This is a genomic window from Candidatus Accumulibacter meliphilus (assembly GCF_036625345.1).
Lineage (GTDB): Bacteria > Pseudomonadota > Gammaproteobacteria > Burkholderiales > Rhodocyclaceae > Accumulibacter > Accumulibacter meliphilus.
In genome coordinates this window covers 1-24,943 of record NZ_JAZKTZ010000004.1, presented here as the reverse complement: position 1 = coordinate 24,943, position 24,943 = coordinate 1, and the positions used below count along the sequence as shown (strand labels likewise).

The following is a 24,943-nucleotide window of genomic DNA, read 5'->3' as shown; positions in this document are numbered from 1 at the left end:
AATTTCCCGACAAAGGAGAGTGGCTTTTGTGGGACTGGTGCGCGCAGGAGAATGGCGAACGCTGGCACCGCCACGGGCACTGCCGGGCCAACCCGGCCCGGCAGGCCCGGCAGTGCTTGCTGATCAAGTCACAAGGAAGTCCGCATTGCTCAACGCCAGACCGCCACTCAGGCTGGCGAACTGCACTGCGGCACCCGCGCCGTTGCCATCGGCATCGTAATACAGCGCGCCGGAGGCACTGTCGTAGAGGATGAAGTCGTTGGCATCGACCGCACTGACTCCGACACCTGCACGGAACGAGCCTGCCGCCAGCGTGCCGGTGCTGCTCAGGGAGCCGAAAATGGCGTTCTCCAGTTCGAGGGTATCGGCAAGGACGTTGAAGTCGGTGAGGGTGTCGATATTGTTCAGCGCGTTGAGCAGGCTGTCGAAGCGAATGGTGTCGCTGCCCGCCCCCCCGCTCAGGGTGTCGTTGCCCAGGCCGCCGTTGAGGCGGTCGTTGCCGTTGCCGCCTTCGAGGCGATTGGCGCCGTTGTTGCCGCTGAGGGTGTCATCAAAGAGGCTGCCGACGAGGTTTTCGATGCTGACCAGGGTGTCGTTGCCGGAGCCGCCAGTGGCCTGACCGGTGCCGAGGTTGGCGCTGACGGCGGCGCTGGCGAAGCCGAAGGAGACCGTGTCGTTGCCGGCGGCGCCGTCGAGGACGTTGTTGCCGGCGCCAGCGTAGAGGAGGTTGTCGAGGGCGTTGCCGGTGCCGTTGGCGGGGCCGTCGGTGAACAGGCGCAGTCGTTCGACGTTGTCGGTCAGGGTGTAGGCCGACAGGTAGCTGTAGACGAGGTCGTTGCCGCCGCTGGCGCGGTCGGCATTGCTTTCGATGACCAGGTCGCCGAGGTCGTCGACGTAGTAGTTGTCGCTGCCGTCGCCGCCGACGAGGGTGTCGGCACCGCCTTCGCCGTTGAGGCCGTCGTTGCCGAGGCCGCCTTCGAGGCGGTTGTTGCCGTTGTCGCCGCGCAGCCAGTCGTGGTACTGGCTGCCGACGAGGTTTTCGATGTCGATCAGGGTGTCGTTGCCGGAGCCGCCACTGGCCTTGCCGGTGCCGAGGTTGACACTGACGGCGGCGCTGGCGAAGCCGAAGGAGACCGTGTCGTTGCCGGCGGCGCCGTCGAGGACGTTGTTGCCGGCGCCGGCGTAGAGGAGGTTGTCGAGGGCGTTGCCGGTAGCGTTGGCGGGGCCGTCGGTGAACAGGCGCAGTCGTTCGACGTTGTCGGTCAGGGTGTAGGCCGACAGGTAGCTGTAAACGAGGTCGTTGCCGCCGCTGGCGAGGTCGGCGTTGCTTTCGATGACCAGGTCGCCGAGGTCGTCGACGTAGTAGTTGTCGCTGCCGTCGCCACCGATCAGGGTGTCGGCACCGCCTTCGCCGTTGAGGCCGTCGTTGCCGAGGCCGCCTTCGAGGCGGTTGTTGCCGTTGTCGCCGCGCAGCCAGTCGTGGTACTGGCTGCCGACGAGGTTTTCGATGTCGATCAGGGTGTCGTTGCCGGAGCCGCCACTGGCCTTGCCGGTGCCGAGGTTGACACTGACGGCGGCGCTGGCGAAGCCGAAGGAGACCGTGTCGTTGCCGGCGGCGCCGTCGAGGACGTTGTTGCCGGCGCCGGCGTAGAGGAGGTTGTCGAGGGCGTTGCCGGTAGCGTTGGCGGGGCCGTCGGTGAACAGGCGCAGTCGTTCGACGTTGTCGGTCAGGGTGTAGGCCGACAGGTAGCTGTAGACGAGGTCGTTGCCACCGCTGGCGAGGTCGGCGTTGCTTTCGATGACCAGGTCGCCGGGGTTATCGACGTAGTAGTTGTCGCTGCCGTCGCCACCGATCAGGGTGTCGGCACCGCCTTCGCCGTTGAGGCCGTCGTTGCCGAGGCCGCCTTCGAGGCGGTTGTTGTTGCTGTCGCCGCGCAGCCAGTCGTGGTACTGGCTACCAACGAGGTTTTCGATGCTGATCAGGGTGTCGTTGCCGGAGCCGCCACTGGCCTTGCCGGTGCCGAGGTTGACACTGACGGCGGCGCTAGCGAAGCCGAAGGAGACCGTGTCGTTGCCGGCGGCGCCGTCGAGGACGTTGTTGCCGGCGCCGGCGTAGAGGAGGTTGTCGAGGGCGTTGCCGGTAGCGTTGGCGGGGCCGTCGGTGAACAGGCGCAGTCGTTCGACGTGGGCGGTCAGGGTGTAGGCCGACAGGTAGCTGTAAACGAGGTCGTTGCCGCCGCTGGCGAGGTCGGCGTTGCTTTCGATGACCAGGTCGCCGAGGTCGTCGACGTAGTAGTTGTCGCTGCCGTCGCCACCGATCAGGGTGTCGGCACCGCCTTCGCCGTTGAGGCCGTCGTTGCCGAGGCCGCCTTCGAGGCGGTTGTTGCCGTTGTCGCCGCGCAGCCAGTCGTGGTACTGACTGCCGACGAGGTTTTCGATGTCGATCAGGGTGTCGTTGCCGGAGCCGCCACTGGCCTTGCCGGTGCCGAGGTTGACACTGACGGCGGCGCTGGCGAAGCCGAAGGAGACCGTGTCGTTGCCGGCGGCGCCGTCGAGGACGTTGTTGCCGGCGCCGGCGTAGAGGAGGTTGTCGAGGGCGTTGCCGGTGCCGTTGGCGGGGCCGTCGGTGAACAGGCGCAGTCGTTCGACGTTGTCGGTCAGGGTGTAGGCCGACAGGTAGCTGTAGACGAGGTCGTTGCCGCCGCTGGCGAGGTCGGCATTGCTTTCGATGACCAGGTCGCCGGGGTCGTCGACGTAGTAGTTGTCGCTGCCGTCGCCACCGATCAGGGTGTCGGCACCGCTTTCGCCGTTGAGGCCGTCGTTGCCGAGGCCGCCTTCGAGGCGGTTGTTGCCGTTGTCGCCGCGCAGCCAGTCGTGGTACTGGCTGCCGACGAGGTTTTCGATGTCGATCAGGGTGTCGTTGCCGGAGCCGCCACTGGCCTTGCCGGTGCCGAGGTTGACACTGACGGCGGCGCTGGCGAAGCCGAAGGAGACCGTGTCGTTGCCGGCGGCGCCGTCGAGGACGTTGTTGCCGGCGCCGGCGTAGAGGAGGTTGTCGAGGGCGTTGCCGGTAGCGTTGGCGGGGCCGTCGGTGAACAGGCGCAGTCGTTCGACGTTGTCGGTCAGGGTGTAGGCCGACAGGTAGCTGTAGACGAGGTCGTTGCCGCCGCTGGCGAGGTCGGCATTGCTTTCGATGACCAGGTCGCCGAGGTCGTCGACGTAGTAGTTGTCGCTGCCGTCGCCACCGATCAGGGTGTCGGCACCGCTACCGCCGTCCAGTGTATCGTTGCCGGCCTCACCGACCAACCAGTTGGCGTCGCTGGAACCGACGAGATAATCCTTGAGTTCCGAGCCACCAACGCCTTCGATGCTGATCAATGTGTCGGTGTCACCGGAGCAGTCGCGCGCCTGATTGGCAGCGACGGTCACGCTTGCCCGCGTAACCCGTGACGCCTCCGACCGTGATGCTGCTTGCCGAGAGATTGACAATCGCGCCGTAGATTGCACCGTCTTCAGGATCGGCATCATATTCGCACCGTATCGAAGTACTCGCCACCCTTCGAGGGTGTCGTTGCCCGCGTAGCCAATCGATCCATGTGCCGGCATCGTCCCGACCGCGAAGGTAGTCGTCGTGCTCTGAACCCCCGATGCGAAAACCACCGGCAGACAGGGCGAAGGTATCGGTATCGCCGTGGCTGTCGCGCTCTGTCTTGCTGGCAACCGTGATACCGCCGACGGTGATACTGGCGTTACTGAGGTTGACGATCACTCCCAGGGGCCCCTCCCAGTTCTCGACGCTGACCCAGGAATCGGGGTCCGTTCCGCCGACAATGGTGTCGTTGCCTTCCAGGCCCTTGAAGCTGCGGTAACCCGAGCCTCCGTAAAATACATCTGCGAAGCGCGTGCCGTGGACATCCTCGATGCTGGTCAGCGTGTCTTCGGTCACCCCGTCGGCGTGCAGAACGCGCCCGTCCGCCAGCAAGTACCCCGAGACGTTCTGGGTGACGCCGCTGAGATTGATGGTGACGCCACCGGATTCGAGGGAGTACTCGACGCCGTCGTCGTCGCCGTCGCCACCATCGATGACGCTTTGCCCACCCTGGCCGTCAATGGCGTCGTCGCCAGCACCGCCGTACATGAAATCGTCGCCGCTACCGCCCAGGATTTCATCCTCGCCGTCGCCTCCGGAAATCGTGTCATTGCCCTCGTTCCCGAAGATGAGGTCCTCGCCACCGCCGCCATTGATGGCATCGCCAAACGAGGTTCCGATCAGCACATCGTTGCCGGGTGAACCGGTCAGTGAATTGGAGAAGGTGTACTGCGCTGTCTCATACGCTAAAGCCAGGATCTCGACGATCGGTGCCGCCAGAAACTGATCCCTGACCGTAATTCGCCCCTGACCATAGAAGTCGATGACCAGATCGTTGCCGCTGACCGTATAGATCCGGCCGCCGTTGCTGACCGTGCCGGCATTGTTCCAGTTGGCGGCGTCGGCCAGGACGACGGCGTCGCCGGTGTTGCCGGTGACGACCAGCTGGTGGCGCTGCTCGGGGTTGGCGCCGTTGGCGCCGCCGGCGGCGAGGTTGTAGCTGCCGTCGGCCCAGCCGTTGGCGTTGTTGAAGTGGTTCATGCCGGCCATGTCGAGGACGTCAAAGACGTTCAGCGTCAGCGTGTTGTTGCCGCTGCCGGTGAGGTCGATGCGTTCGATCGATTCGATGCGCGAGGCGCTGCCCGGGGTGCTGGCGCCCTGGTTGGCGATGGCGTGAGGTCGAGGGCAAGGCCGCTGCCGGCGAGGGTGATGGTGTCGATGCCGGTGCCGCCGTCGATGCGGGCGAGCTGGCCGCCGGTGACGCCGCTCGCCAGCGCGGCGAGGTTGCTGGCGTTGAGGACGAAGCGGTCGTCGCCGGCGCCGCCGTAGAGGACGTCGGCGCCGCCGTTGCCGATCAGCGTGTCGTTGCCGGCGTTGGCGACCAGCGTCTCGGCGGCGGCGGTGCCGGTGAGCGTGTCGTTGCCGGTGCCGCCGAGCTGGTCGACGGCGCTCGGGCGCGAAGGCGCCGCTGGTGCTGCCGAAGATGACGTAGCTGCGGCCGGCGTCGCTGCCCGCCGCCGGATCGCTCCGGGCGCCCGACGATCAGGTCGGCGAGACCGTCGCCATTGACGTCGCCGGCGGCGGCCACGCTGAGGCCGCTCTGATCGCCGCGCATTGGCCGTTGATCACGAAGCCGCCGATCCCGTGGGCGATCGCCGAGAGGTCGACGGCACCAGCCCCGGTCTTGCCGAAGACGACGTAGCTGCGCCCGGCCGCTTCCGCCGCCGGATCGCTGCCAGGCGCCCCGACGATCAGGTCGGCCAGGCCGTCGCCATTGATGTCGCCGGCCGCCACGCTCAAGCCGCTGGAGTCATTCGACGCACTGGCCGTTGATCACGAAGCCGCCACTGCCGGCGGCGATCGCCGAGAGGTCGACGGCACCCAGTACCGGTCTTGCCGAAGACGACGTAGCTGCGCCCGGCGTTGATGCCGCCAGCCGGAGTCGCTGCCGGGGCGCCGACGATCAGGTCGGCCAGGCCCGTCGCCATTGACGTCGCCGGCCGCCGAGACGCTCGCCACTCAGGTCAATTGCGCAGTGGCCGTTGATCACGAACCGCCGTGCCGCGCGGCGATCGCCGAGAGGTCGACGGCGTGCTGCGGTCTTGCCGAAGACGACGTAGCTGCGCCCGGCCGCGCTGCCCGCCGCCGGATCGCTCCGGCGCCCCGACGATCAGGTCGGCCAGTCCATCGCCGTTGACGTCGCCGGCGCCGACGACGCTCCAGCCACTCCAGTCGTTGGCGCTCTGGCCGTTGATCACGAAGCCGCCATTGCCGGCGGCGATCGCCGAGAGGTCGACGCCGTGCTGCCGCTCTTGCCGAAGATCACATAGCTGCGCCCGGCGTTACTGCCGGCCGCCGGGTCGCCATACGGTGCGCCGACGACCAGATCGGCGAGGCCGTCGCCGTTGACGTCGCCGGCGGCGGCCACGCTGCGGCCACTGTAGTCACCGGCGCCTGGCCGTTGATGACGAAGCCGCCGTTGCCGGCGGCGATCGCCGACAGGTCGATGGCGCTGCCGCTGCCGGTCTTGCCGAAGACCAGACGTAGCTGCGCCCGGCGTCGGCGCCATGCGACGCATGGCCATCGTCCGCCCCGATGATCAGGTCGGCGAGGCCGTCGCCGTTGAAGTCGCCGGCCGCACGCGACGCTGTAGCCACTGGTGTCGTCGGCACTCTGGCCGTTGATGACGAAACCGCCGCTGCCGTTGGCGATCGCCGAGAGGTCGATGGCGCTGCCCCCGGTCTTGCCGAAGACGACGTAGCTGCGCCCCGCCTGGCTGCCCCGCGGGGGAGCTATAAGGGGCGCCGACGATCAGGTCGTCGAGTCCGTCGCCATTGATGTCGCCGGCGCCGGCGACGCTCCAGCCGCTGCTGTCGCCCGCGCACTGGCCGTTGATGACGAAACCGCCCGTGCCGGCGGCGATGGCCGCCGTTGCTGACCGTACTGCCGGTATTGGTCCAGGCACCATTGATCTGAACAAAATCGCCAGTGTCGCCGTCGACGACGAGTTGGTGTCTTTGTACCTGGGCACCCAGACCGGCCCAGCCGTTGCCGCTGTTGAACAGGTTCATGCCAGCAATGTCGAGAATATCGCCGACACTCAGTATCAGGGTGTTGGGGTCGGAGCCGGTCAGGTCGATGTGTTCGATCGATTCGAGACGCGACTGACTGCCGGGTGTACTGGCGCCCTGGTTGGCAATAGCAGTCAGGTTGAGTGAAACCCCGCTACCGGCCAGGGCGATCGTGTCGCTACCGCTGCCACCGTTGATGCGCGCGAGCTGACCACCGATAACGCTGCTAGCCAGTGCAGCGATGTTGGTAATGTTAAGCACAAAGCTGTCGTCCCCGGCACCACCATAGAGAACATCTGCACCGCCGTTGCCAATTAGCACGTCGTTGCCGGTGTTGCCGATCAGGGTTTCAGCTGCGCCAGTGCCGGTGAGCGTGTCGTTGCCAATACCACCGAACTGATCACGCTCACTCCAGAAGGCCTCGGCAGTGCCGCCGAAGAGTACATAGCTCCGCCCGGCATTACTGCCAGTGGCCGGGTCGGCAAACGGCGCGGCGACGATCAGGTCGGCCAAGCCATCACCATTTACGTCGTCGACACCGGCGAGTCGGCCGCCGCTGTAATCACTAGCGCATTGGCCGTTGATCACGAAACCATCGCGACCGTTGGCGATCGCCGACAGCTCGACGGAGCCACCGCCAGTCTTTCCGAACACCACGTAGCTGCGGCCGGCGCTGCTCCCAGCGGCGGGGTCGCCGCCATACGCACCGACGAACAGGTCGCCCAGACCGTCACCATTGAGATCTCCGGTCGCCGCAACGCGGTGACCGCTGGCATCGCCCTCGCACTGGCCGTTGATCATGAAGCCGCCGCTGCCATTGGCGATCGCCGATAGTTCGACGGCGCTGGTACCGTTCTTGCCGAAGACAACGTAGCTGCGCCCGGCGTCACTGCCGGCGGCGGGATCGCCATGATATGCGCCAACGATGACGTCGGCGAGGCCGTCGCCATTGACGTCGCCGGCACCGGCGACGCTGTAGCCACTATGGTCTCCCGCACACTGGCCGTTGATCACGAAGCCGCCGTTGCCACTGGCGACCGCCGAGAGGGCGATCGCGCCACTGCCGGCCTTACCAAAGACGACGTAGCTGCGCCCGGCTTCGAAACGCCCCCCTGGGCTGTGGCTGTCGGCGCCGACGATCAGGTCGGCAAGGCCATCGCCGTTGACGTCGCCAGCTGAAGCGACACTGCTGCCGCTCCAATCGCCACCGCATTGGCCATCGATCACGAAGCCACCGGTGCGGCTAACGATGGCGGAGAGCTCGACGCCAGAATTGGCGGTCGTGCCAAAGACGACGTAGCTGCGTCCGGCATTCAGGTCCGGACGCCCGACGATCAAGTCGGCGAGGCCATCACCGTTGACGTCACCGGCGGCGGAGACGCTCACCGTCGAGTACTGCGCAGGCGTCTCCACGCTGATGAGGAATCCACCGCTACCGTTGGCGACCGCCGAGAGGTTGATGGCGATACCGTCGCTCTTGCCGAAGACCACGTAGCTGCGCGCAGCGTTGGGTCCGCCAGCGGCGTCAGCATTGCCCGCGCCGATGATCAGGTCGGCGAAGCCATCGCCGTTGACGTCACCAGCCGCAGATACGCTGTTGCCGCTCAGGTCAGCATTACACTGGCCGTTAACCACGAAGCCGCCATTGCCAACAGCGACCGCAGAGAGGTCGACCGCGGCGTTGCCAGTCTTGCCGAAGACGATATAGCTACGGCCGGAATCGGTGCCAGCAGCGGCGTCGCCGTAGGGTGCGCCGACGATCAGGTCGGCAAGGCCGTCGCCGTTAACGTCGCCGGCCGCGGCGACGCTGAGGCCACTTTGGTCACCGGCACACTGGCCGTTGATGACGAAGCCACCCCTACCGGTGGCGATGTCGGAAAGGTTGATCTGTGGAATCGGCGGAGACGTATCCACATACACATCGTTCGTCAATGGATTGGTCATGCTTACCACATCGGTCAACTGTCGGGCGACGGCGCCGCTGCTACCACCTGCCCAAGGGACGCCCCAAGTCACCACCGAGCCATCGGCGCGTAGCGCGGCAAAGGCCTGGTCGTTTGCAAATACCTGGGTTACCTCAATGGTGCCATCAAGCGCGTCTGCCACCGAACTGCTGTCAGCCCCCCAAGTCACCAGCGATCCATCGACCCGCAGCGCGGCAAAATCGGAAAACGTCGAAAACAGCTGCGTCACGTCGATCGTTCCATCCAGCGCTTCTGTCACGCGACTGGTATCGCCGCCTCGCCCCCAGGTCACCACCGAGCCATCGGCGCGCAGCGCGGCAAAAGCCCCCGCAGTCGCAGATATTTGCGTTACGTCTATCGTGCCGTCGAGTTCCGCTGCCACCGCGCTACTGTCACCACCATAGGCGCCGTAGGGACTAGTCCCCCAAGTCACCACGGAGCCATCTGCACGCAGCGCAGCGAAGGCGCGCTGGGTCGAATACACCTTCGTCACGTCGATGGTGCCATTGAGCGCGGCCGCCACCGCACTACTGTCGCCGCCCCAGCCGGCGTCCCCCCAAGTCACCACGGAGCCGTCGGTGCGCACTGCGGCAAAGGCATTCTGGGTTGACGCTATGTCTGTAACGTCGATCGTGCCGTTTAACGCTGCGGCCACCGCGCTGCTATCGCCGGCAGAACCTGCCCCCCCCCAGGTCACCACCGAGCCGTCGGAGCGGAGCGCGGCAAAAGCGGAAAACGTCGAGAACAGCTGCGTCACGTCGATGGTGCCATCAAGCTCTGCCACCACCCTGCTGCTGTCACCGCCATTGCCAGGGTGCCCCCACGTTATTACCGAACCATCCGCCCGCAACGCTGCGAAGGAAGCCTGGGTAGATGCAATCCGCATCACGTCGATCGTGCCATCGAGCGCTCCCGAAACGGCGCTGCTGTCCCCACCATAGTTGCCGTACGAAGCACTCCCCCATGTCACTACCGAGCCATCGGCGCGCAGGGCGGCAAAAGCCGCCTCCGACGAAAATAGCTGCGTCACGGCAATCGTGCCGTCGAGCTCCGCCGCAACGGCGCTACTGTCGCTTCCGAAAAGGGGGTCCCCCCAAGTTACTACCGAACCATCGGCCCGTAGCGCGGCAAGAGAATACTTGGTCGAAAATAGCTGCGTCACGTCTATCGTTCCATCGAGCGCCGCCGCGACGGCTCTGCTGTCACCGCCGGAAGAGCCAACCCCCCAAGTCACCACCGAGCCGTCTGCGCGAAGCGCGGCAAGGGCTCTCTGATTCTGCCACTCGCCCGCGCTGCGGCCTGTATAGCCGGGGACAAGCTGTGTGACCGTCATCCCAAGCAGCCCGTACCATTGTGGTCTGACCAGCAGCGCACCACGCACCTCACCCACATCGAGCCGCCACTCGCCACCCAGGTCCGTATGACCCACTGGCCCCGAGGCCGCCGCCACCGGCACGCCAAGCGCTTCCGCCAACGCCCCGACAAATGCCCGCCCGGCGTTCCCCTGGCCCACTTCACAGCCGTAGATCTGAACACCACCGTTCCCGTCGAGCGCCCGCCCGATCATCGCCAGCGTCCGGCAATGCTGATCAAGATTCGCCTGCGTCAGCTCCCACGCACCGAGCAGCAACGCCCCGGGACGTCCGTGCGCCAGAATACGAATCGAAGTCAGGCCACGCCGGTCAGCCAGCGCATCCGCCATCTGCAGCACACCGTCGCTGCCGCCATCAACCAGCAGCCACTCGCTGTCTTCACCCAGGCCAGCGATCAGATCCTGATGATCCGCCACGCGAGCGTCGATGAAGACAATGTTCGTGGTCGTACCCGACTCGGCTGCTCGGCCGCCACTGCCGCCTCGGCCTCTCGCGGCATCGAAGTCCCTCGCGTTCCCCGTGCTCTGCTGGTTGATCACCAGGCCGCCCGTACATGCAGCGCGATTGGAAAGGTCGATAGCAGTCACGTGAGGCCCCTTGGCAAGAGTGGATTAACAGATCGAATCATACGAACAAATCGAACCGTTTTCCATTTCTTTGCAAGGGAAATAGCGTTCGTGCAAAGCGCGGGGTAAGACGTGGCCCATCGGTGTCACAGACAGCGCTTCTCGCCAAGAGGCTTCGCGGGACGCTGCACGCGCTTTTCGACCCCGCGAGACTTACCACCGTCGAGTCGGATCGCTCTTGAACCCCAATGCTATCGGCCGCCTGAGGCCAGGTAACAAAACGAGTTCATAGCGCTCATCGGGCACGGCTCCGCCGCGCAGACAATTCACCAGCGTGGCCCAGATCGGGTCGTTCGATTACAGCCGCGCTGCGCCGGGCTTTGGCCCGCCAATCCTTGAGATTCTGATGGCGCACCAGTCGTCCTGCCGCGCCGGCAACGGTGCGGTTTCGACATTCCGGCGTGCGCAAAGTCGCGGCGGGAAGCCCGCTCGAAGTAGACAGGACTCAGCTGGACTGTCACGTCGCTACGCTCCTCGCAGTGGCGGAATGTAGGGCGTGGGGCGTAGCCGTCATTGCGAGCGAAGCGAAGCAATCCAGTACCGGCGAGTGGGCCACCGGTCCGCAAATGTACCGGCGACGGGGCCAGCAACCGCCCGCGCGATCGCTGACCCTGGCGCGCCGCCGTCGTTCACGCACCTCCGCGAACTACCGACCACACTACCTCACCCAGATATCCAACGTCGCCAGCGCCCGGTGCCCGCTTGGCGTCGCAAAATGCATCGTCGCCTGCGCCCCGGAACCGTCCGGATCGCAGGAAAGACTGCGGGTGCTGGTGTCGTAGAGAATGAAGTCGTTGGCGTCATGCGCCACCGCCCCGGCTTCGGCGACCAGACGACCCGCAGCGAAATTTCCCGCAGGGAGGGCCGAAGATCGCATCGTCGAGCACAATCCGGTCGCTGCCGGTGGTGAAGTCGCTCAGCGTACAGGACGGATTTGTCCTCCCAGGTAGCGCCTAGGGAATCAAGCAGTTAGTTTTCCTCCTGAACATCTGCTCAGAAAGTCCGTATAAATGGTGCATGGAAAGCGTTCTTTGTGCATTGCGTGTTCGCTTGGTGGGCAAGAGCGAAGAGGCTCGCTATCGGGAATTGATGGCAGAGCATCACTACCTGGGCGATCTGGCGAAGATCGGGCACACGCTCTGGTACGTGGCTACGCACGGCGAAGAGTGGGCGGCCTTGCTGAGTTTCTCCGCGGCGGCCTGGAAATGCGGCGTTCGTGACCGCTGGATGGGCTGGGGCTATCGGCATCAGTACGATCGCCTGGGCCTGGTCGCCAACAACAGTCGCTTTCTGATCCTTCCCGACTGGCATTACCCCAATCTCGGCTCCAAGGTGCTCTCGCTCTGTGAGCGACGGCTGGCAGAGGACTGGCAGGCCCATTTCAGGAAACCCCTGTTATTGCTGGAGACCTTTGTCGATCCATCGCGCTTCCAGGGGACCGTCTATCGGGCCGCGAACTGGACGCCTCTGGGGCTGACCCAAGGCTTTCGCCGGACCCGAGAAGGCTACAGCGCTCACCTTGCGTCGCCCAAAGTCGTCTTCGTTCGCCCATTGCAGGCCGATGCTCGCGCCCAACTTTCCCGTTCGATACTCAACCCCCGCTATCGCCTAGGAGCGCCCAGGATGATGCTGACCGCCGAACAGATGCGCACTCTCCCCGATTTCTTCGCCGACATCACCGATCCGCGTCGCGCGCAAGGGAGGCGCCACCCCCTTCCGGCCGTTCTGGCCATCGCCACCGCGGCGGTTTTGTGCGGAATGTGTGGCTACAAGGCCATCGCCGGTTGGGCGCAAGACCTCAAACCCAAAGCGCGCGAACGCTTCCGCTGTCGCCGCGAGAAGGGAATTTACCGCGTACCGAGTGAGTTCATCATCCGTGACGTCCTGATCCGCGTCGATCCCACGGCGCTTGACCAAGCGTGTCAGCAGTGGAATAAGACCTACGCTCAAGATGATCCCAGTCTTGCCGTCGACGGCAAGACCATGTGCAATGCCCATGACGAGCACGGGCAGCAAACGCACATCATGAGCGCGGTCGGGCATCAGACCGGCGTGTGCTACACCCAAAAAAGTCGGCACTTTGCCCGTAAATGGCGGTGAAGAGCTCAAGCAGACCAATGAAATCGGGATGTTCATGCCCCTGCTCGATGCGATCGATATTCAGGGAAAGGACACCACCGCCGACGCGCTGCTGACACAGCGCAAGCTGGCGACCTACCTGGTGGAGCGCAAGGCGCACTACCATTTCACGGCTAAAGGCAATCAGCCAACACTGGAAGCCGACATCGCACTCCTCTTCCAGAATCGCAAGGCGCCAGACTACGTGGCAGTTTCGCCACCTGACCATGGTCGGATCGAAACCCGGCGTATTTGGTGTAGCGACGCCCTCAACTCCTATCTCGACTTCCCGCATGTGGGCCAAGCGTTCTTGATCGAGCGCGAGGTGGTGCACAAGAAGAGTGGCAAGCGTACGCTCGAAACCGCTCTCGGTGTCACCAGTCGCCCTCCAGAACAGGCCAGCCCGCAGCGACTCCTCGCCATCAATCGCGGCCATTGGTCGATTGAAAACCGCTGTCACTACGTCATCGACTGGAATTACGACGAAGACCGCAGCCGGATTCGCACCGGTCACGGTCCCGAGAATATGTCACGCCTGCGCCGCTTCGCCGTCGGCATCCTCCATCACTTCGCCGATGGCAAAACCAGTCTTGCCGAGAAAATGCGCCGCCTCAACCGCAACATCCGCTTGGTCTTCGACTATCTGCGCATGACCAAGAACTCTACCGGCCACGTCTCGTCTTGATCCCAGAGGGAGAACAAATTTACCGTGGATGTGTTCGATCGACTCGATGCGTGACTGACTGCCGGGCGTGCTGGCGCCCTGGTTGGCGATGGCGGTGAGGTCGAGAGCAAGGCCGCTGCCGTGCAGCGTGACGGTGTCGATGCCGGTGCCACCGTCGAGGCGGGCGAGCTAGCTGCTGATGACGCCGGAGGTCAGTGCAGCGATGTCGCCGGCGCCGCCGAGCTGGTCGACGGCGCTGGCGGCGTTGGTACCGCTAGTGCTACCGAAGATGACGTAGTTGCGGCCGGCGTCAGCCCCTGCGGCGGGGTCGCTGCGGTGGGCTCCGACAATCAGGTCGTCCAGCCCTTCCCCGTTGACATCGCCAGCCGCTGCGGCGCTGATGCCACTGATGTCACCCGCACACTGCCCGTTGATCACGAAGCCACCATTACCGCTGGCAATGTCGGAAAGCGCGATCGGGTCAGCCACATACACATCGTTGGTGAAGGGATTGGCCATGCTCACCACGTCATACTGAGCTGGCTGGCGACGGTGCTGCTGTTGCCGCCCCTGGAGCCGTCTCCCCAGGTGACCACCGAGCCATCGGCGCGCAGCGCCGCAAAGGCATGATCGTTACGCCACTCGCCGGCACTCCGGTGTGGCGTCACGGGCGGCTGCGGCGTCACTGTCAGCGCGAGCAGGCCGTGCCATTGCGGCCTGTGCAGCGGCGCGCCACGCAGCTCGCCGACATCGAGGCGCCAGTCACCGCCCAGATCTGCATCACCCAGCGGCCCCGACGCGGCGGCGACCGGCGCCCCGATTCCTTCCGACAACGCCTCGACGAAGGCCCGCCCGGCATCGCCCTTGCCCATTTCGCAGGCGTAGATCTGGACATCACCGCGCGCATCGAGCGCCCGCCCGATCGTCGCCAGCTCTTCGGCCAGCGGATCGAGCTTCTCCCGGGTCAGCTCGGTCGCGCCGAGCAGCAGCGCGCCCGGGCGGCCGTGCGCCAGGATGCGGATCGAGGCCAGGCCGCTGCGGCCGGCCAGCGCGGCCTGCATCTGCGCCAGCCCGTCGCTGTCGCCATCGATCAGCTACGCCACTCGTCGTGTCGGCCTCCAGGCCGGCGATCAGATCCTGATGATCGGCCACACGGCTATCGATGAAGGCGACAGTCGTGGTCGTGCCTGCAGCGGCCGTTCCATCGCCGCAGCCACCGCGGCCTCGGCCTCGGGCAACGCCGAAATTCCTCGCGCCACCGATACGCGGCTTCGTGATCGCCAAGCTGCCGGTACCGGCAGCGCTGTTTGAAAGGTCGATATCAGCCACGCGAGTCCCCTTCACAAGAGTGGGTTACAAGCTTGAAGGATACGAATAAATCCCACGCTTTTCCACTGCCTTGTCAGGGATTCCAGCAGTTCTCATTTCAAATTCCATGGTAGCGGGCGGTGAGGGTAAGGAGAGTTGGATGGGGTCAGTCAGCCGGTGTCTGGGGCGTTGGGAGCGAGGCCCTGCTGCATGAAGCGCATGAGGTGATCGGCAGGTACTGTAGCAAGGCGCGCAGGTGTTCGAAGAAGGTGCGGCGGGAGGGCAGCAGGCCGCGCACCTTGGCGTAACGGGTGTCCATCCAGTCCAGGGCGGTATGGACCAAGAAGGCCAACAAGATCAGCGTGGCGAACAGGTTGGCCAAGAAGTGTTTGCCGTGTCCGAAGTTGTGGTCGAAATGGTAGCCCTTGGTCTTGAGGGTGTTGTTGTTCTCGTTCTCGATTTTCCAACGCGCCCGCCCGGCGGCAGCCAGAGCGGCGACGTTGTCGTCGGTGATGGCATGCGAGGTGGCCCAGGCGTTCTTGAAGACGATGGCACCGCGGGCATCGGTGGTGACCAGTTCCAGCCAGTTGGCCATCACGGCATCGTCCGTGTCGCGCAAGGGCACTTGATGGACATAGCGATAGGTGTCGATAAAGGGCTTCTTGCCGACGCGTCGCGCCTGTACGACGCGGCCGAGTTGCTCGTTGCGCTCGAAATCGCCGACCCACTCGTAGAGCGTGGCATGGGATTCGGGCTTGCAGGTGAACAGAAAGTCGGCCTGTTGCGCCCGCACCCGCAGGCAATGCGACTGATGGCAGTACAGATCGTCGCCCAGGTAGGTGATGCGCCACGGGCGGTAGTGCTCGCCCCAGCGCGCCAGCCAGCGGGCCGAGGCGGCCAATTCGCAGTCCTGCTTGTCCTGGCCGTCCTGGGGCTGCACGAATTCGGGCGGCAACGGGATGGCGTTCGCCTGACCCGGCGCCACCAGCACCGGCGTCACGGCAATGTGGCGATAGAGAACCCGATCGTTCTTCAGGCGCGTCTCGCTGCAACGGGCACAGGAAATCTTTTCCGAGGAGAAGAAATCAGTGCCGTCCAGGGCAATCAGCAAGGTGTCGTTAATCGAGCGAAATCCCGCCAGATAGCCTTGCTGGTACAGGGCATCGCCAATCTCGGCCATGACCGGGTACACCGTTTCCGGCGGCACCGGGTCCAGCAGATTGCGAATCTGGTTATCGCAGGGAATCTCATGCACCCCGAACAGCGAAGAGGCATTGTTTCGCCCCAACTGCTTCTGCATCCTGACTTGGCTATCGAGGAAAGACGGACTTTGCGAGAAAAACACGGCGAAGGCCGACAGAGCCGCATCCTCGATCTCATAGAGCCGGGCGTTGCTCTGCTTACGCCCGTCCGGCAAAGCCCGAAATGCATCCCGAACCTTCTCGATCAAGGCGACGGCGGGGCTTGGCAGGGGGATGAGGGCAACAGTTGAAATGGGCTGGGTACCTGAAAATCATCAATACTTCGATCAAGTTCGAGGTTAACACCATAACATACTGTTTACCAGCACTATTTTCAGAACGGCCGGAGTTTACCTCAATCTTCATCGCCCAAGTCTGCCAATCCTCGTGCGCCAACCTACGCCAACAGCCGCCTTCCGTGGGTTTGAAATGAGAACTGCTGCAGGGATTCGCGCGCCTGGGCAGCGAGCGGCACACGATGCTAAGCTGCTCACCGTCCACCACGCCGCAGCCCCGATCGTCCCCAACACCTCCTCCCAAGCCCATGCCGCCCACCCCCGCTCCTCGAATCATCTGGCACACCGGCCAGGTCTCCTCCGCCGACCGCGCAGTCCTCCTCGGCCAGGTCCCCCGGACGCTCTGGCTGACCGGCCTGAGCGCCGCCGGCAAATCGACGCTGGCTTTTACGCTCGAACGCGAGCTGCACGATCGCGGCCGCGCCTGCACCGTCCTCGACGGCGACAACGTGCGCCACGGCCTGAATCGCAACCTGGGCTTCTCGCCGGCCGACCGCAGCGAGAACATCCGGCGCATCGCCGAAGTCGCGCGCCTGATGAACGACGCCGGGCTGATCGTGATCACCGCTTTCATCTCTCCATGGCGCGCCGACCGCGCCGCGGCGAGAGCGATCATCGGCGCTGCGCGTTTCCTGGAGGTGCATGTCAGCACGCCGCTGGCGGTCTGCGAAGCGCGTGACCCGAAAGGTTTCTATGGCCAGGCGCGGCGCGGCGAGCTGCCCGCGTTCACCGGCGTTTCGTCGCCCTACGAGCCTCCCGAGCAAGCCGCTCTGACGCTCGATACCGCGCAGCTCGCGCTGGCCGAGGCGGTCGAACAACTGGCGCGGCTGCTCAGCCGGCCGGGCGCCGACTCACCGGTGTGAGCGCCTGCACCGGCTAGCCCTCGATACTCAACACCCGCCGAATCTCGTCGGTCTTGAACCCCAGCGCCATCGGCCGCCTGACGCCGGGCAACGCGACAACGTCGTACAACTCGTCGACGACGCCTTCGAAGCGCAGCCAGTGCACGGCATCACCCGTGCGCAGGTCGATCACCTGCACGCCGCAGCGCGCTTCGGCCTGCCGGTCCTTGAGGTTCTGATCCAGTGCCAGGCCGCTGAAGGTTTTGTTATGGCGCGGCTTCGACAGCCCGACCAAGGCGAAGTCGCCGTGGAAAGCCAGGCCGCGCAGATAACCGGCGCAGAAGGTGAGCGGCAGGAAACGCCCGCTCTCCAGATCCACATGACCGAACTCGCCGGTGCCGGAGTTGAGCAGCCACAGCTTGCCCTGGTGCCAGCGCGGCGAGTGCGGCATCGACAGCCCTTTGGCGACGATCTCGTTGCGCTTCACGTCGATGACGACACCGCCGTCGGCGCGATGATCGCGCCAGCCGTCGACGACGTCCGACTGGCTGACCGCGGTGACGTAAGCCGGGCGGCCGTCCCTCATCGCCAGCCCGTTGAGGTGGCAACGGTCCTCGGCCGCCAGCCGGCTGACGAAAGGCGGCTGCCACAGCGGCTTGAAGCTGTGCGTCGCGGAGAGCGTCGCCAGGCAGCCGAACAGGGTATTGACGAAGACCAGCCGACCGTCGGCGCCGACCGCCATGTCGTGGATGTCGAGGTCGCCGGTGGTATAGCCGACCTGCGGCAGGTAGAGCCGGTCGAAGCCGTCCTGTTGTTCGCCGGCGGTGAACAGGTTCTCGAAACGCCAGACCTGGTACAGGCTGCTCAGGTACAGGCCGTTGGCCGTCGGACAGAGCCCCATGCAGCGGTTGAAGCTGCGCTCGAAGACCGACAGTTCGCCATTGGCTTTCAGTCCGATGAAGAACAGCTTGCCGATCTGGTAGGTGCTCAGCGCCAGCGAGAGCTGCTGTTCGGCGAGCCAGGCGAGCATTTGCCGGGAGGTGGTGATTTCGAGTGCCGGCGCGGCGTCGCGGTTTGGCTTGTGGTCGCTCGTTTCGGGGGCGCTGTCGGCGGGGTGCTCGCTGTTGTCCATCGGGGGTCTTCCTGGGTCGGTGGATGGGGCGCCATGGGCATGGCGGCAAGGGAGTCAGTCTACGGCCGGATCTTGCGCGGGGCTGCGGGGCCCAGGCTGTGCCGGCAGCAGGCGTTGGCGATCACCAGCGCAATACGCCGCCCACATCCGCTGATAGAGGGCTTCGAGCTGAGTGACCCAGCGGGCGATGTCGGTCAGCGGCGACGCCGCCATGCGCGCGCGCAAGCGGGCGCGGTTCACCCGCCAGTGCTGGCAATCACCGGCCAGGCGCCTGGCGGTGGCCACGTAGTCGGCGCTATCGCTGGCCACCCAGTCGGGCTGGCCCAAGGTGTTCAGAAAGCTCGCGCCCATGCGGCTGACGAAGTGCTGGCCAGCGAGGGTGACTACCGGCACGCCCATCCACAAGGCCTGGAGTGTCGTCGTGCCGCCGTTGTAGGGCAGCGGGTCGAGCGCGATGTCGACGTCGCCGTAGGCCTGCATCATCTCGGCCAGGCCGCTGGGGCCGTGCAGGCTGAGGCGATCGGCGCCGATGCGGTGGGCGGCAAAGCGTTCGACGAAGCTGGCGCGAACGCCGGCGTCCTGCAGCGATGGTGCCTTGAGCAGCAGTTGCGCGCCGGGAACTGCGTGCAGGACCTGCGCCCAAACGGCGATCGTTCGCGGCGAGAGCTTCATGGCGTTGTTGAACGACGCGAAGACGACCGGCGCGGTGGGCGATCGGGAGGGCGGCAGCGGGTAGTCGTCGACCGGCGCCCAGCAGAAGACGCTGTTGGGTAGTTGCGCAATGCCTTCGCTGAACAGGTCGGCGTGTGCCGCTGGCGCCACCGTTTGGTCACCAATCAGCCAGTCGATGCGCGTCAGGCCGGTGGAATGCGGGTAGCCAAGGAAGGTCGCCTGCACCGGTGCGGCGCGCAGTGCGAACACCCCGAGACGGTGGCTCGACGTATGGCCGGCGAGGTCGACCAGGATATCGATCTGGTCGGCGACGATCGCCTGCTGCAGGGCGGCGTCGTCGAGCGCCGCGGCTTCGTGCCAGCGGTCGGCGCAGCTTCTCGCCTGGCGGGTGTAGGTGTCGTGCATGCGACCGGTGTGGTAGATGCAGATTTCGAAGCCGTGATGGTCGTGGCGCTGCAGCACCGGCAGCATGAAGAGGTTGACCGGGTGCTGGCGGTGCAGGTCGCCGGTGACGTAGCCGATGCGCAGGCGACGGCCCGTCGTGCGCGGGTTGGCGAAGTCGGCCTTCTCGGTCACCTCCGCTTCGATCGGCGCGCACAACCGCCGATGCAGGGCGGCGATTTCTGCGGCCGGCAGGGTGTCGTGATAGAGCGCGGTCATGGCGATGCTCGAGGCCAGCCGCGAGAGCGGGTCGCCGCCGCGATCGTAGGCCATCTGCAGTGCGGCGAGGTGGCCGCTGGCGTCGCCCATGCGGCCGCGCAGGCCGGCGGCGAGCAGTACGGCTTCGGGGTGCTCGGGGGCCAGCGCCTCGAGTTGCTGCAGGCTCTGGCGGCAATCGGCCAGGGCGTAGACTTCGGACTGGATCCTGGCCAGCGCGAGCCAGGTTGCGACGTGCTGCGGGCGCAGGGCAAGCGCTTTCTGGAGGACGGCGATCGCTTCCTGCCAGTAGTTGTACGCGTAGACCTTGCCCGCCAGCGTCAGCAGGAAGTCGGGGTTAGCGGACAGCGAGGCGCGACTGAAGGCTTTCTCGGCGGCGACGACGTTGCCGACGCGCAACAGCGCTTCGCCGAGGGACATCAGCGAGCCGTGGCGCGGCGGTCGCCGGTCGAGCAGCTGCGAGAACGCGGCGACCGCGCCTTCGGCGTCGCCGGCGTTGAGCCGCCAGACCCCGAGCCAGTGCAGACTTTCGCCGGCGATGACTTCGTGCGCCCGGGCTTCGCGCAGCGCGTGTTCGTGCTCGACCGCGACTGGCCGGATGGCGGACGCGGCCGACGACGAACGCTCTGCCAACGGTATCACCGACGACATTTCATACAGGCGCGCCAGATACAACCAGGTCAGCCAGTCGCCGGGATGGTCGCACACTCTCGCCGAGAATTGCTCGATCACGGCGCTGACCTGGGGCAAGCTCGGGCGAGCGAGCTGCGCGTCGCCTACCGCGGCGTTCTGCCAGGGGCCAAGGTCCAGGGCGTCAAGCTGCGGCTGCAACTTCGGATCACAGCGTAAGGCCTGACGGGCAGAATGGACGGCCTGCCAGGGCAACTGATGCCGGTGATAGTCGACAACCAGTGCCAGCCACAATCTGGAATCCAGCGGTGAAGCGCGCAGTTCTCGCCAGAGACGGGAGATATGGCACGCAGTGCTGCTCATCGATTTTCCTTTACTTTGCCTACCGGGACTCCGACGCCCCACAGGCACTATATTGCCCTGAATCAGCCGCGTCACTCGCTTTGGCGATTCTCGTCAGTATTTCCGAAGGCAAGGCGGTAGTCCAATAGAGCGCGTCATGCAAATATCCTCGCTGGCAGGAACGTCAGGACAAATGGAGAACGCGGCGCGCCAGTATCTGCATGGTCTGTTCCAGAGTTCGCGCCGCAACATGGAATGTATGGCCCGAAACAGTGGCCGAGAGCAGCTACCGGCAGCTGCATCACATGCTGAGCGAATCCAACTGGCATCGCCGTGGGGCGCGGCGGCAACTGGTCGCCGATGCAAACGTCCATGTCGGCTATGCCAGCGACGAACGCCGGCACCGCCGGCACTGCCGGTCCAAACCGGCCCGGCAGTGCTTGCTGATCAAGTCACCAGAAAGTCCGCATTGCTCAACGCCAGACCGCCACTCAGGCTGGCGAACTGCACTGCGGCACCCGCGCCGTTGCCATCGGCATCGTAATACAGCGCGCCGGAGGCACTGTCGTAGAGGATGAAGTCGTTGGCATCGGCCGCACTGACTCCGACACCTGTACGGAACGAGCCTGCCGCCAGCGTGCCGGTGCTGCTCAGGGAGCCGAAAATGGCGTTCTCCAGTTCGATGGTATCGGCAAGGACGTTGAAGTCGGTGAGGGTGTCATCAAAGAGGCTACCGACGAGGTTTTCGATGCTGATCAGGGTGTCGTTGCCGGAGCCGCCGGTGGCCTGGGCGCCAGCGATGGCGAGGTCGAGGCTGACGCCGGCAGCGGCCGCGTCGTAAGAGACGGTGTCGTTGCCGGCACCGCCGTCGAGCGTATCGTCGCCGGGCGTCGCCAGGAGGGTATCGTCGTCGGTCTTCGTCGGTGAAACGGTGAGCACATCGTCGATCAGGAGCTGTGCTGCAGCGCCGTCGTGGTTGTAGACGGAATAGACACGAGCTCCGCTGCTGACGGTGCCGACATTGTTCCAGTTGGCGGCATCTGCCAGGACGACGGCGTCGCCGCTGTTGCCGGTGACGGCCAGCTGGTGGCGCTGCTCGGGGTTGGCGCCGTTGGCGCCGCCAGCGGCGAGGTCGTAGCTGCCGTCGGACCAGCCGCTGGCGTTGTTGAAGTGGTTCATGCCGGTCATGTCGAGGACGTCAAAGACGTTCAGCGTCAGGGTGTTGTTGCCACTACCGCTGAGGTCGATACGTTCGATCGACTCGATGCGTGACTGGCTGCCGGGGGCGCTGCCGCCCTGGTTGGCGATGGCGGTCAGGTCGAGGGCAAGGCCGCTGCCGGCCAGAGCGATGGTATCGATGCCGGTACCGCCGTCGATGCGGGCGAGCTGGCCGTTGCTGACGCCGCTGGCAAGTGCGGCGACGTTGCTGGCGTTGAGCACGAAGCTGTCGTTGCCGGCACCACCGTAGAGAACATCGGCGCCGCCGTTGCCGATCAGGATATCGTTGCCGGCATTGCCGACCAGGGTCTCAGCGGTGGCAGAGCCCGTGAGAGTGTCGTCGCCGGTGCTGCCGAGTTGGTCGACGGCGCTGGGCGCGAAGGCACCGCTGGTGCTGCCGAAAATGACGTAGCTGCGGCCAGCAAAGGTGCCGGCGGGCTGGAATGTGGTGTCAGCTGCCCCGACGATTAGATCAGCCAGGCCGTCACCATTGACGTCACCGGCAGCGGCGACCCGCGATCCACTCCCGCCACCTGCACACTGGCCATTGATCACAAAGCCGCCGCTGCCGCTGGCGATCGCCGAAAGATCGACGACGCCGCCATCGGTCTTGCCGAAGACGACGTAGCTACGCCCTGCGTTGACGCCGGCAGGCGGGTTGCTCTTGGGCGATCCCACGATTAAGTCGGATAGCCCGTCGCCGTTGATGTCGCCAGCGCTGGCAACGCTCATCCCGCAATAGTCATATTTGAGATTCCTAAGTCCGACGGGCTGCTAGTACTCGACATGGAAAAGACCACAGCTGCCAAACACAGCCTGCCCCGTCTGCGCTCCCGGCTCGATCGGCTCGTCTCCAAAGAACGACTCGCTCTGGTGCGCGGTGACAACGCCTGTGGTGATGAAGACGTGATGGCGGCGGCGATGGAAGAGATCGTCCAGCCCTACCTCTTCAAACTCCAGCAGACCGCGCTGAGTCACGCGCCTGACCGAGCGGCTCTGGCGGCAAGGCGCCTGACAAAGCGTCCACCAAGGCTTCGACGTCATCGCCGGCAAGCTCCGCTTTACCGGCTGGAGTCCTGAGCGACGGGCGGTCGTCCTGCGTCGGCGCGTCACGTCCAGCTTGACCGCCTAAGCAAGTAACGAGAGTCCGCAGCAGGAAATGCCGTTCCTGGAGCGTTGCGACAAAGCCAAACTCTGGAATATGCGGTTCAGGTTCGCAACGCCGACTACTCGCTGGAAGCCATGGGTCAGCGGTATCGCGATCGGGCCGATTGCGAGAACGGCTTCGACGAGCTGAAGAGTCAGTGGGGCTGGGGCCGCTACACCACGCATAACCCGGAGCGCTACAAGCTTCCGGCGCGCGCCGTGGCGCTGATCTACAACTGGTGGAGTTGGTATGTCCGCCTGGCGCACCCGAAGGCACGCCTGAAGGCGATCACCAGCCCCCCGATGTTTTGCTCTCCGGCGTTGCCCGCCTGACTCAGCACACCGCTCAGTCGCGTCGGGTGCTCACACTTTCCCCATGCGGCAGGAAATCAGATCAAGGCGATGATTGCCAATATCCGCAAGGGTCTTGACGAGGTTCTGGCAGCTGCGCCTCAGTTGCCGAAAGCCAGCCGCTGGCCGGCGCTCGTTCGCTACATCGTCAGCAAAATCCTCGCGGCGTGGCCGAAAAACGCCAAGCCGCCATCGTGTTCGCGCATCGGCGCAAACCCTTCGCTTCGCTGACGGCTGGTACTGGTCTACGCGGCGCGATGCTGCTCGTGCCGCTTCTGCTCTTCAACATGGCGCCGCAAGACGTCGTTCATGCGCGTCTGCCAACCATCGCCGCTGGCCTTGAAATAATCGAGGACCTCCGGGCTATAGCGTACGGTCACCGCCACCTTGGTCGGCAGCTTCTGCGGGCCGCGCCGGCCGGGTTGGCGAACTTTCGCCTTGCTCGAGACACCTGGCGCGATTTCTACGGGTTGATTGGTATCACGGACATTTTCAGGATCCTGCGCACGCACCACCTTGGCCACCCGCGCCACGCGTTTGCGTTCCTTGCCGAACGTCGAAGAGGTTGCCACAGCTGCCTTTTTCATTTTTTTCACCTTAAGCACAATAGATCCAGGGGGACGAGCCTTGCGCTCAGCCCTTTACACGAGAGCACCTGCGCCGCCTACTTGACTTTGTAGAGCAAGGGTTCCGGCGCAATCACATTGCGAATCGCGACTTTGAGGTCGATCAGGTCGACATGGCCAAGCAGCAGCAGGCCGGCGCGAACGAGTTGCCCCTTCTTGCTGGGAAACCCGCGCTTGGCCAGGCGCTTCTTGAGCTTGACGAGTTCCCGGTATTCGCTGTGCGGAATTCGCAAGCGACAACGTGCATCATGGTTGTTGGGCTTGCGCGCTTTTTTTGCCTTGCCAATGGCTTCCGGCGGCGGCATCGCGGCGAGTCTTCTGAGTTTGAGTTCCTTGGCCGCAGCGAGAATCGCTTCGGCGCTGGAAAGAGGTGCTGCTGACGACATCGTGATTCTCCCTGGCGAATTGCGGGGCAGTCGCCGGAGAAGCACGCACTTCATCACGCATTGTGCGCTGCGGCCGGCTGGCTGCAACAGTTTGTAACGACAGGGAGAGGATGCTCTGCTTGTGTGACAGATTGATGACAGAGCGCCGCGTTCAGCGGACAACCCGCAGGGCGGCAGCGGCGGTCGTCAGTCGGCCAGCGCCGCGGCGAGCGTTTTCGCGTTCTCGCGCATCATGCCGAGATAGCTCGCGGCGGCCGTCCCAGCTGTGGACAGCGAATCGGAGTACAGGATGCCGCCGATACGCGCCCCGGACTCTGCACTTATGCGTTCGAGCAAGCGCCGATCGCTGACGTTCTCGATGAACATTGCCGGGATCTTCTCTTGGCGAATTTGCCGGATGATCGCAGCAACGGCGGCGGCTGAAGGCTGCGCATCAGTGCTGACGCCGACAGGCGCAAGGAAGCGAATTCCATAGGCACGGGCAAAGTAGCCAAAAGCGTCGTGTGAGCTGACGACGACGCGCCGTTCGGCGGGAAGCCTGCTCAGGCTGGCACGAATCTCGGCGTCAAGCGTGTCGATCTGCTGCTGCAAAGCGGCGGCGTTGGCCTGATAAGCGGCCTCGTTCGCCGGGTCCACCTGCGCCAGGGCAGCGGCGATGTTGTCAACGTAGTGGCGCGCCTGAGCCAGGTCC

At 65.0% G+C, this 24,943-nt stretch carries 27 protein-coding genes and 1 pseudogene; 6 read left to right on the top strand and 22 right to left on the bottom strand.

The window, feature by feature from the left end:
• Positions 1–123: 123 nt before the first annotated feature.
• The 12 genes and pseudogenes from V5B40_RS08935 to V5B40_RS08885 form a co-directional block, all read right to left on the bottom strand.
• Positions 124–3,429: a calcium-binding protein gene (locus V5B40_RS08935; protein ID WP_332354202.1), complete on the bottom strand. Its 3,306-nt coding sequence runs from the start codon at positions 3,427–3,429 to the stop codon at positions 124–126.
• A complete protein-coding gene (locus tag V5B40_RS08930; RefSeq protein WP_332354201.1) occupies positions 3,389–4,630 on the bottom strand; it encodes a calcium-binding protein in 1,242 nt (413 codons plus the stop codon). Before V5B40_RS08930 ends, V5B40_RS08935 begins: the two co-directional genes overlap by 41 nt.
• 35 nt (positions 4,631–4,665) lie before the next feature.
• A pseudogene (locus V5B40_RS25225) lies at positions 4,666–4,986 on the bottom strand (hypothetical protein); the annotation flags it as partial.
• Complete coding sequence (locus tag V5B40_RS25220) at positions 4,944–5,204, bottom strand: FG-GAP repeat protein (RefSeq protein WP_434735858.1); 261 nt, start codon at positions 5,202–5,204, stop codon at positions 4,944–4,946. The pseudogene V5B40_RS25225 and the gene V5B40_RS25220, both read right to left, overlap by 43 nt.
• Entirely contained in the window at positions 5,132–5,383 is a 252-nt protein-coding gene (locus tag V5B40_RS08920) for an integrin alpha (RefSeq protein ID WP_332354537.1), read from the bottom strand. Before V5B40_RS08920 ends, V5B40_RS25220 begins: the two co-directional genes overlap by 73 nt.
• Before the next feature lie 2 nt (positions 5,384–5,385).
• Positions 5,386–5,577 carry a hypothetical protein gene (locus V5B40_RS08915; RefSeq protein ID WP_332354199.1) on the bottom strand — a complete coding sequence of 64 codons (192 nt, stop codon included), beginning with the start codon at positions 5,575–5,577 and terminating at the stop codon, positions 5,386–5,388.
• Positions 5,578–5,613: 36 nt separating this feature from the next.
• Complete coding sequence (locus V5B40_RS08910) at positions 5,614–5,847, bottom strand: FG-GAP repeat protein (protein WP_332354198.1); 234 nt, start codon at positions 5,845–5,847, stop codon at positions 5,614–5,616.
• Complete coding sequence (locus tag V5B40_RS08905) at positions 5,844–6,017, bottom strand: integrin alpha (protein WP_332354197.1); 174 nt, start codon at positions 6,015–6,017, stop codon at positions 5,844–5,846. Before V5B40_RS08905 ends, V5B40_RS08910 begins: the two co-directional genes overlap by 4 nt.
• A gap of 16 nt (positions 6,018–6,033) precedes the next feature.
• Entirely contained in the window at positions 6,034–6,246 is a 213-nt protein-coding gene (locus V5B40_RS08900; protein ID WP_332354196.1) for an FG-GAP repeat protein, read from the bottom strand.
• Positions 6,189–6,428 (bottom strand): FG-GAP repeat protein, encoded by a 240-nt coding sequence (locus tag V5B40_RS08895; RefSeq protein WP_332354536.1) that lies wholly within the window; start codon positions 6,426–6,428, stop codon positions 6,189–6,191. Before V5B40_RS08895 ends, V5B40_RS08900 begins: the two co-directional genes overlap by 58 nt.
• Positions 6,382–10,584 (bottom strand): DUF4347 domain-containing protein, encoded by a 4,203-nt coding sequence (locus tag V5B40_RS08890; protein WP_332354195.1) that lies wholly within the window; start codon positions 10,582–10,584, stop codon positions 6,382–6,384. The genes V5B40_RS08895 and V5B40_RS08890 overlap by 47 nt, the downstream gene beginning before the upstream one ends.
• A 697-nt stretch (positions 10,585–11,281) precedes the next feature.
• Complete coding sequence (locus tag V5B40_RS08885; protein WP_332354194.1) at positions 11,282–11,500, bottom strand: hypothetical protein; 219 nt, start codon at positions 11,498–11,500, stop codon at positions 11,282–11,284.
• A 140-nt stretch (positions 11,501–11,640) separates the two neighbouring features.
• Here V5B40_RS08885 and V5B40_RS08880 point away from each other — a divergent pair, with 140 nt between their 5' ends.
• Together V5B40_RS08880 and V5B40_RS08875 are read left to right on the top strand one after the other, a co-directional pair.
• Positions 11,641–12,723 (top strand): Druantia anti-phage system protein DruA, encoded by a 1,083-nt coding sequence (locus V5B40_RS08880; RefSeq protein WP_332354193.1) that lies wholly within the window; start codon positions 11,641–11,643, stop codon positions 12,721–12,723.
• Positions 12,704–13,426 carry an ISAs1 family transposase gene (locus V5B40_RS08875; RefSeq protein WP_332354192.1) on the top strand — a complete coding sequence of 241 codons (723 nt, stop codon included), beginning with the start codon at positions 12,704–12,706 and terminating at the stop codon, positions 13,424–13,426. Before V5B40_RS08880 ends, V5B40_RS08875 begins: the two co-directional genes overlap by 20 nt.
• Positions 13,427–13,594: 168 nt before the next feature.
• Here the strand turns inward: V5B40_RS08875 and V5B40_RS08870 are convergent, their stop codons facing one another.
• Positions 13,595–13,924, bottom strand: a complete 330-nt coding sequence (locus V5B40_RS08870) for an integrin alpha (protein WP_332354191.1) — start codon at positions 13,922–13,924, stop codon at positions 13,595–13,597.
• Positions 13,925–13,926: 2 nt separating this feature from the next.
• Positions 13,927–14,496, bottom strand: a complete 570-nt coding sequence (locus V5B40_RS08865; protein WP_332354535.1) for a DUF4347 domain-containing protein — start codon at positions 14,494–14,496, stop codon at positions 13,927–13,929.
• A gap of 49 nt (positions 14,497–14,545) precedes the next feature.
• On the opposite strand from V5B40_RS08865, the gene V5B40_RS08860 reads away from it, so the two are divergent.
• Positions 14,546–14,716 carry a hypothetical protein gene (locus tag V5B40_RS08860; RefSeq protein WP_332354190.1) on the top strand — a complete coding sequence of 57 codons (171 nt, stop codon included), beginning with the start codon at positions 14,546–14,548 and terminating at the stop codon, positions 14,714–14,716.
• A gap of 163 nt (positions 14,717–14,879) precedes the next feature.
• Here V5B40_RS08860 and V5B40_RS08855 read toward each other — a convergent pair whose 3' ends face one another.
• Positions 14,880–16,163, bottom strand: coding sequence for an ISNCY family transposase (locus V5B40_RS08855; RefSeq protein ID WP_434735857.1), 1,284 nt, complete (start codon positions 16,161–16,163; stop codon positions 14,880–14,882).
• Between the two features lie 269 nt (positions 16,164–16,432).
• Between V5B40_RS08855 and cysC the strand changes: the two genes are divergently transcribed.
• The gene (cysC, locus tag V5B40_RS08850) at positions 16,433–17,113 is read left to right on the top strand and encodes an adenylyl-sulfate kinase (protein WP_434735856.1); all 681 of its coding nucleotides are present in this window, start codon (positions 16,433–16,435) and stop codon (positions 17,111–17,113) included.
• A gap of 13 nt (positions 17,114–17,126) precedes the next feature.
• On the opposite strand, the gene V5B40_RS08845 is transcribed toward cysC, so the two are convergent.
• The 4 genes from V5B40_RS08845 to V5B40_RS08830 form a co-directional block, all read right to left on the bottom strand.
• Entirely contained in the window at positions 17,127–18,224 is a 1,098-nt protein-coding gene (locus V5B40_RS08845) for a TIGR03032 family protein (RefSeq protein ID WP_332354188.1), read from the bottom strand.
• A 54-nt stretch (positions 18,225–18,278) separates the two neighbouring features.
• Positions 18,279–20,546, bottom strand: a complete 2,268-nt coding sequence (locus V5B40_RS08840) for a tetratricopeptide repeat protein (protein WP_332354187.1) — start codon at positions 20,544–20,546, stop codon at positions 18,279–18,281.
• A 426-nt stretch (positions 20,547–20,972) separates the two neighbouring features.
• Positions 20,973–22,475, bottom strand: a complete 1,503-nt coding sequence (locus V5B40_RS08835) for a hypothetical protein (RefSeq protein WP_332354186.1) — start codon at positions 22,473–22,475, stop codon at positions 20,973–20,975.
• 42 nt (positions 22,476–22,517) lie between these two features.
• On the bottom strand, positions 22,518–22,721 hold the full coding sequence (locus V5B40_RS08830; protein ID WP_332354185.1) for a hypothetical protein: 204 nt from the start codon (positions 22,719–22,721) through the stop codon (positions 22,518–22,520).
• Between the two features lie 198 nt (positions 22,722–22,919).
• On the opposite strand from V5B40_RS08830, the gene V5B40_RS08825 reads away from it, so the two are divergent.
• Positions 22,920–23,222 carry a transposase gene (locus tag V5B40_RS08825; RefSeq protein WP_332354184.1) on the top strand — a complete coding sequence of 101 codons (303 nt, stop codon included), beginning with the start codon at positions 22,920–22,922 and terminating at the stop codon, positions 23,220–23,222.
• A 69-nt stretch (positions 23,223–23,291) separates the two neighbouring features.
• Positions 23,292–23,471: a hypothetical protein gene (locus tag V5B40_RS08820; protein ID WP_332354183.1), complete on the top strand. Its 180-nt coding sequence runs from the start codon at positions 23,292–23,294 to the stop codon at positions 23,469–23,471.
• Between the two features lie 14 nt (positions 23,472–23,485).
• On the opposite strand, the gene V5B40_RS08815 is transcribed toward V5B40_RS08820, so the two are convergent.
• The 3 genes from V5B40_RS08815 to V5B40_RS08805 all read right to left on the bottom strand — a co-directional run.
• Positions 23,486–23,827, bottom strand: a complete 342-nt coding sequence (locus tag V5B40_RS08815; RefSeq protein WP_332354182.1) for a BrnA antitoxin family protein — start codon at positions 23,825–23,827, stop codon at positions 23,486–23,488.
• 77 nt (positions 23,828–23,904) lie between these two features.
• Positions 23,905–24,252 carry a hypothetical protein gene (locus tag V5B40_RS08810; protein WP_332354181.1) on the bottom strand — a complete coding sequence of 116 codons (348 nt, stop codon included), beginning with the start codon at positions 24,250–24,252 and terminating at the stop codon, positions 23,905–23,907.
• A gap of 186 nt (positions 24,253–24,438) precedes the next feature.
• A partial coding sequence (locus V5B40_RS08805) for a metal ABC transporter solute-binding protein, Zn/Mn family (RefSeq protein WP_332354180.1) occupies positions 24,439–24,943 on the bottom strand: 505 nt, incomplete at its 5' end.

Coding starts and splice junctions, on each gene's coding strand:
- V5B40_RS08835 (WP_332354186.1), bottom strand. CDS start 22,475: ATGAGCGTTGCCAGCGCTGGCGACATCAACGGCGACGGGCTATCCGAC.
- V5B40_RS08885 (WP_332354194.1), bottom strand. CDS start 11,500: ATGCGATCTTCGGCCCTCCCTGCGGGAAATTTCGCTGCGGGTCGTCTG.
- V5B40_RS08845 (WP_332354188.1), bottom strand. CDS start 18,224: ATGGACAACAGCGAGCACCCCGCCGACAGCGCCCCCGAAACGAGCGAC.
- V5B40_RS08840 (WP_332354187.1), bottom strand. CDS start 20,546: ATGAGCAGCACTGCGTGCCATATCTCCCGTCTCTGGCGAGAACTGCGC.
- V5B40_RS08820 (WP_332354183.1), top strand. CDS start 23,292: ATGATTGCCAATATCCGCAAGGGTCTTGACGAGGTTCTGGCAGCTGCG.
- V5B40_RS08810 (WP_332354181.1), bottom strand. CDS start 24,252: ATGTCGTCAGCAGCACCTCTTTCCAGCGCCGAAGCGATTCTCGCTGCG.
- V5B40_RS08815 (WP_332354182.1), bottom strand. CDS start 23,827: ATGAAAAAGGCAGCTGTGGCAACCTCTTCGACGTTCGGCAAGGAACGC.
- V5B40_RS08915 (WP_332354199.1), bottom strand. CDS start 5,577: ATGGCGACGGGCCTGGCCGACCTGATCGTCGGCGCCCCGGCAGCGACT.
- cysC (WP_434735856.1), top strand. CDS start 16,433: ATGCTAAGCTGCTCACCGTCCACCACGCCGCAGCCCCGATCGTCCCCA.
- V5B40_RS08880 (WP_332354193.1), top strand. CDS start 11,641: ATGGAAAGCGTTCTTTGTGCATTGCGTGTTCGCTTGGTGGGCAAGAGC.
- V5B40_RS08870 (WP_332354191.1), bottom strand. CDS start 13,924: ATGGCCAATCCCTTCACCAACGATGTGTATGTGGCTGACCCGATCGCG.
- V5B40_RS08930 (WP_332354201.1), bottom strand. CDS start 4,630: ATGAACCACTTCAACAACGCCAACGGCTGGGCCGACGGCAGCTACAAC.
- V5B40_RS25220 (WP_434735858.1), bottom strand. CDS start 5,204: ATGCGCGGCGATCAGAGCGGCCTCAGCGTGGCCGCCGCCGGCGACGTC.
- V5B40_RS08860 (WP_332354190.1), top strand. CDS start 14,546: ATGATCGGCCACACGGCTATCGATGAAGGCGACAGTCGTGGTCGTGCC.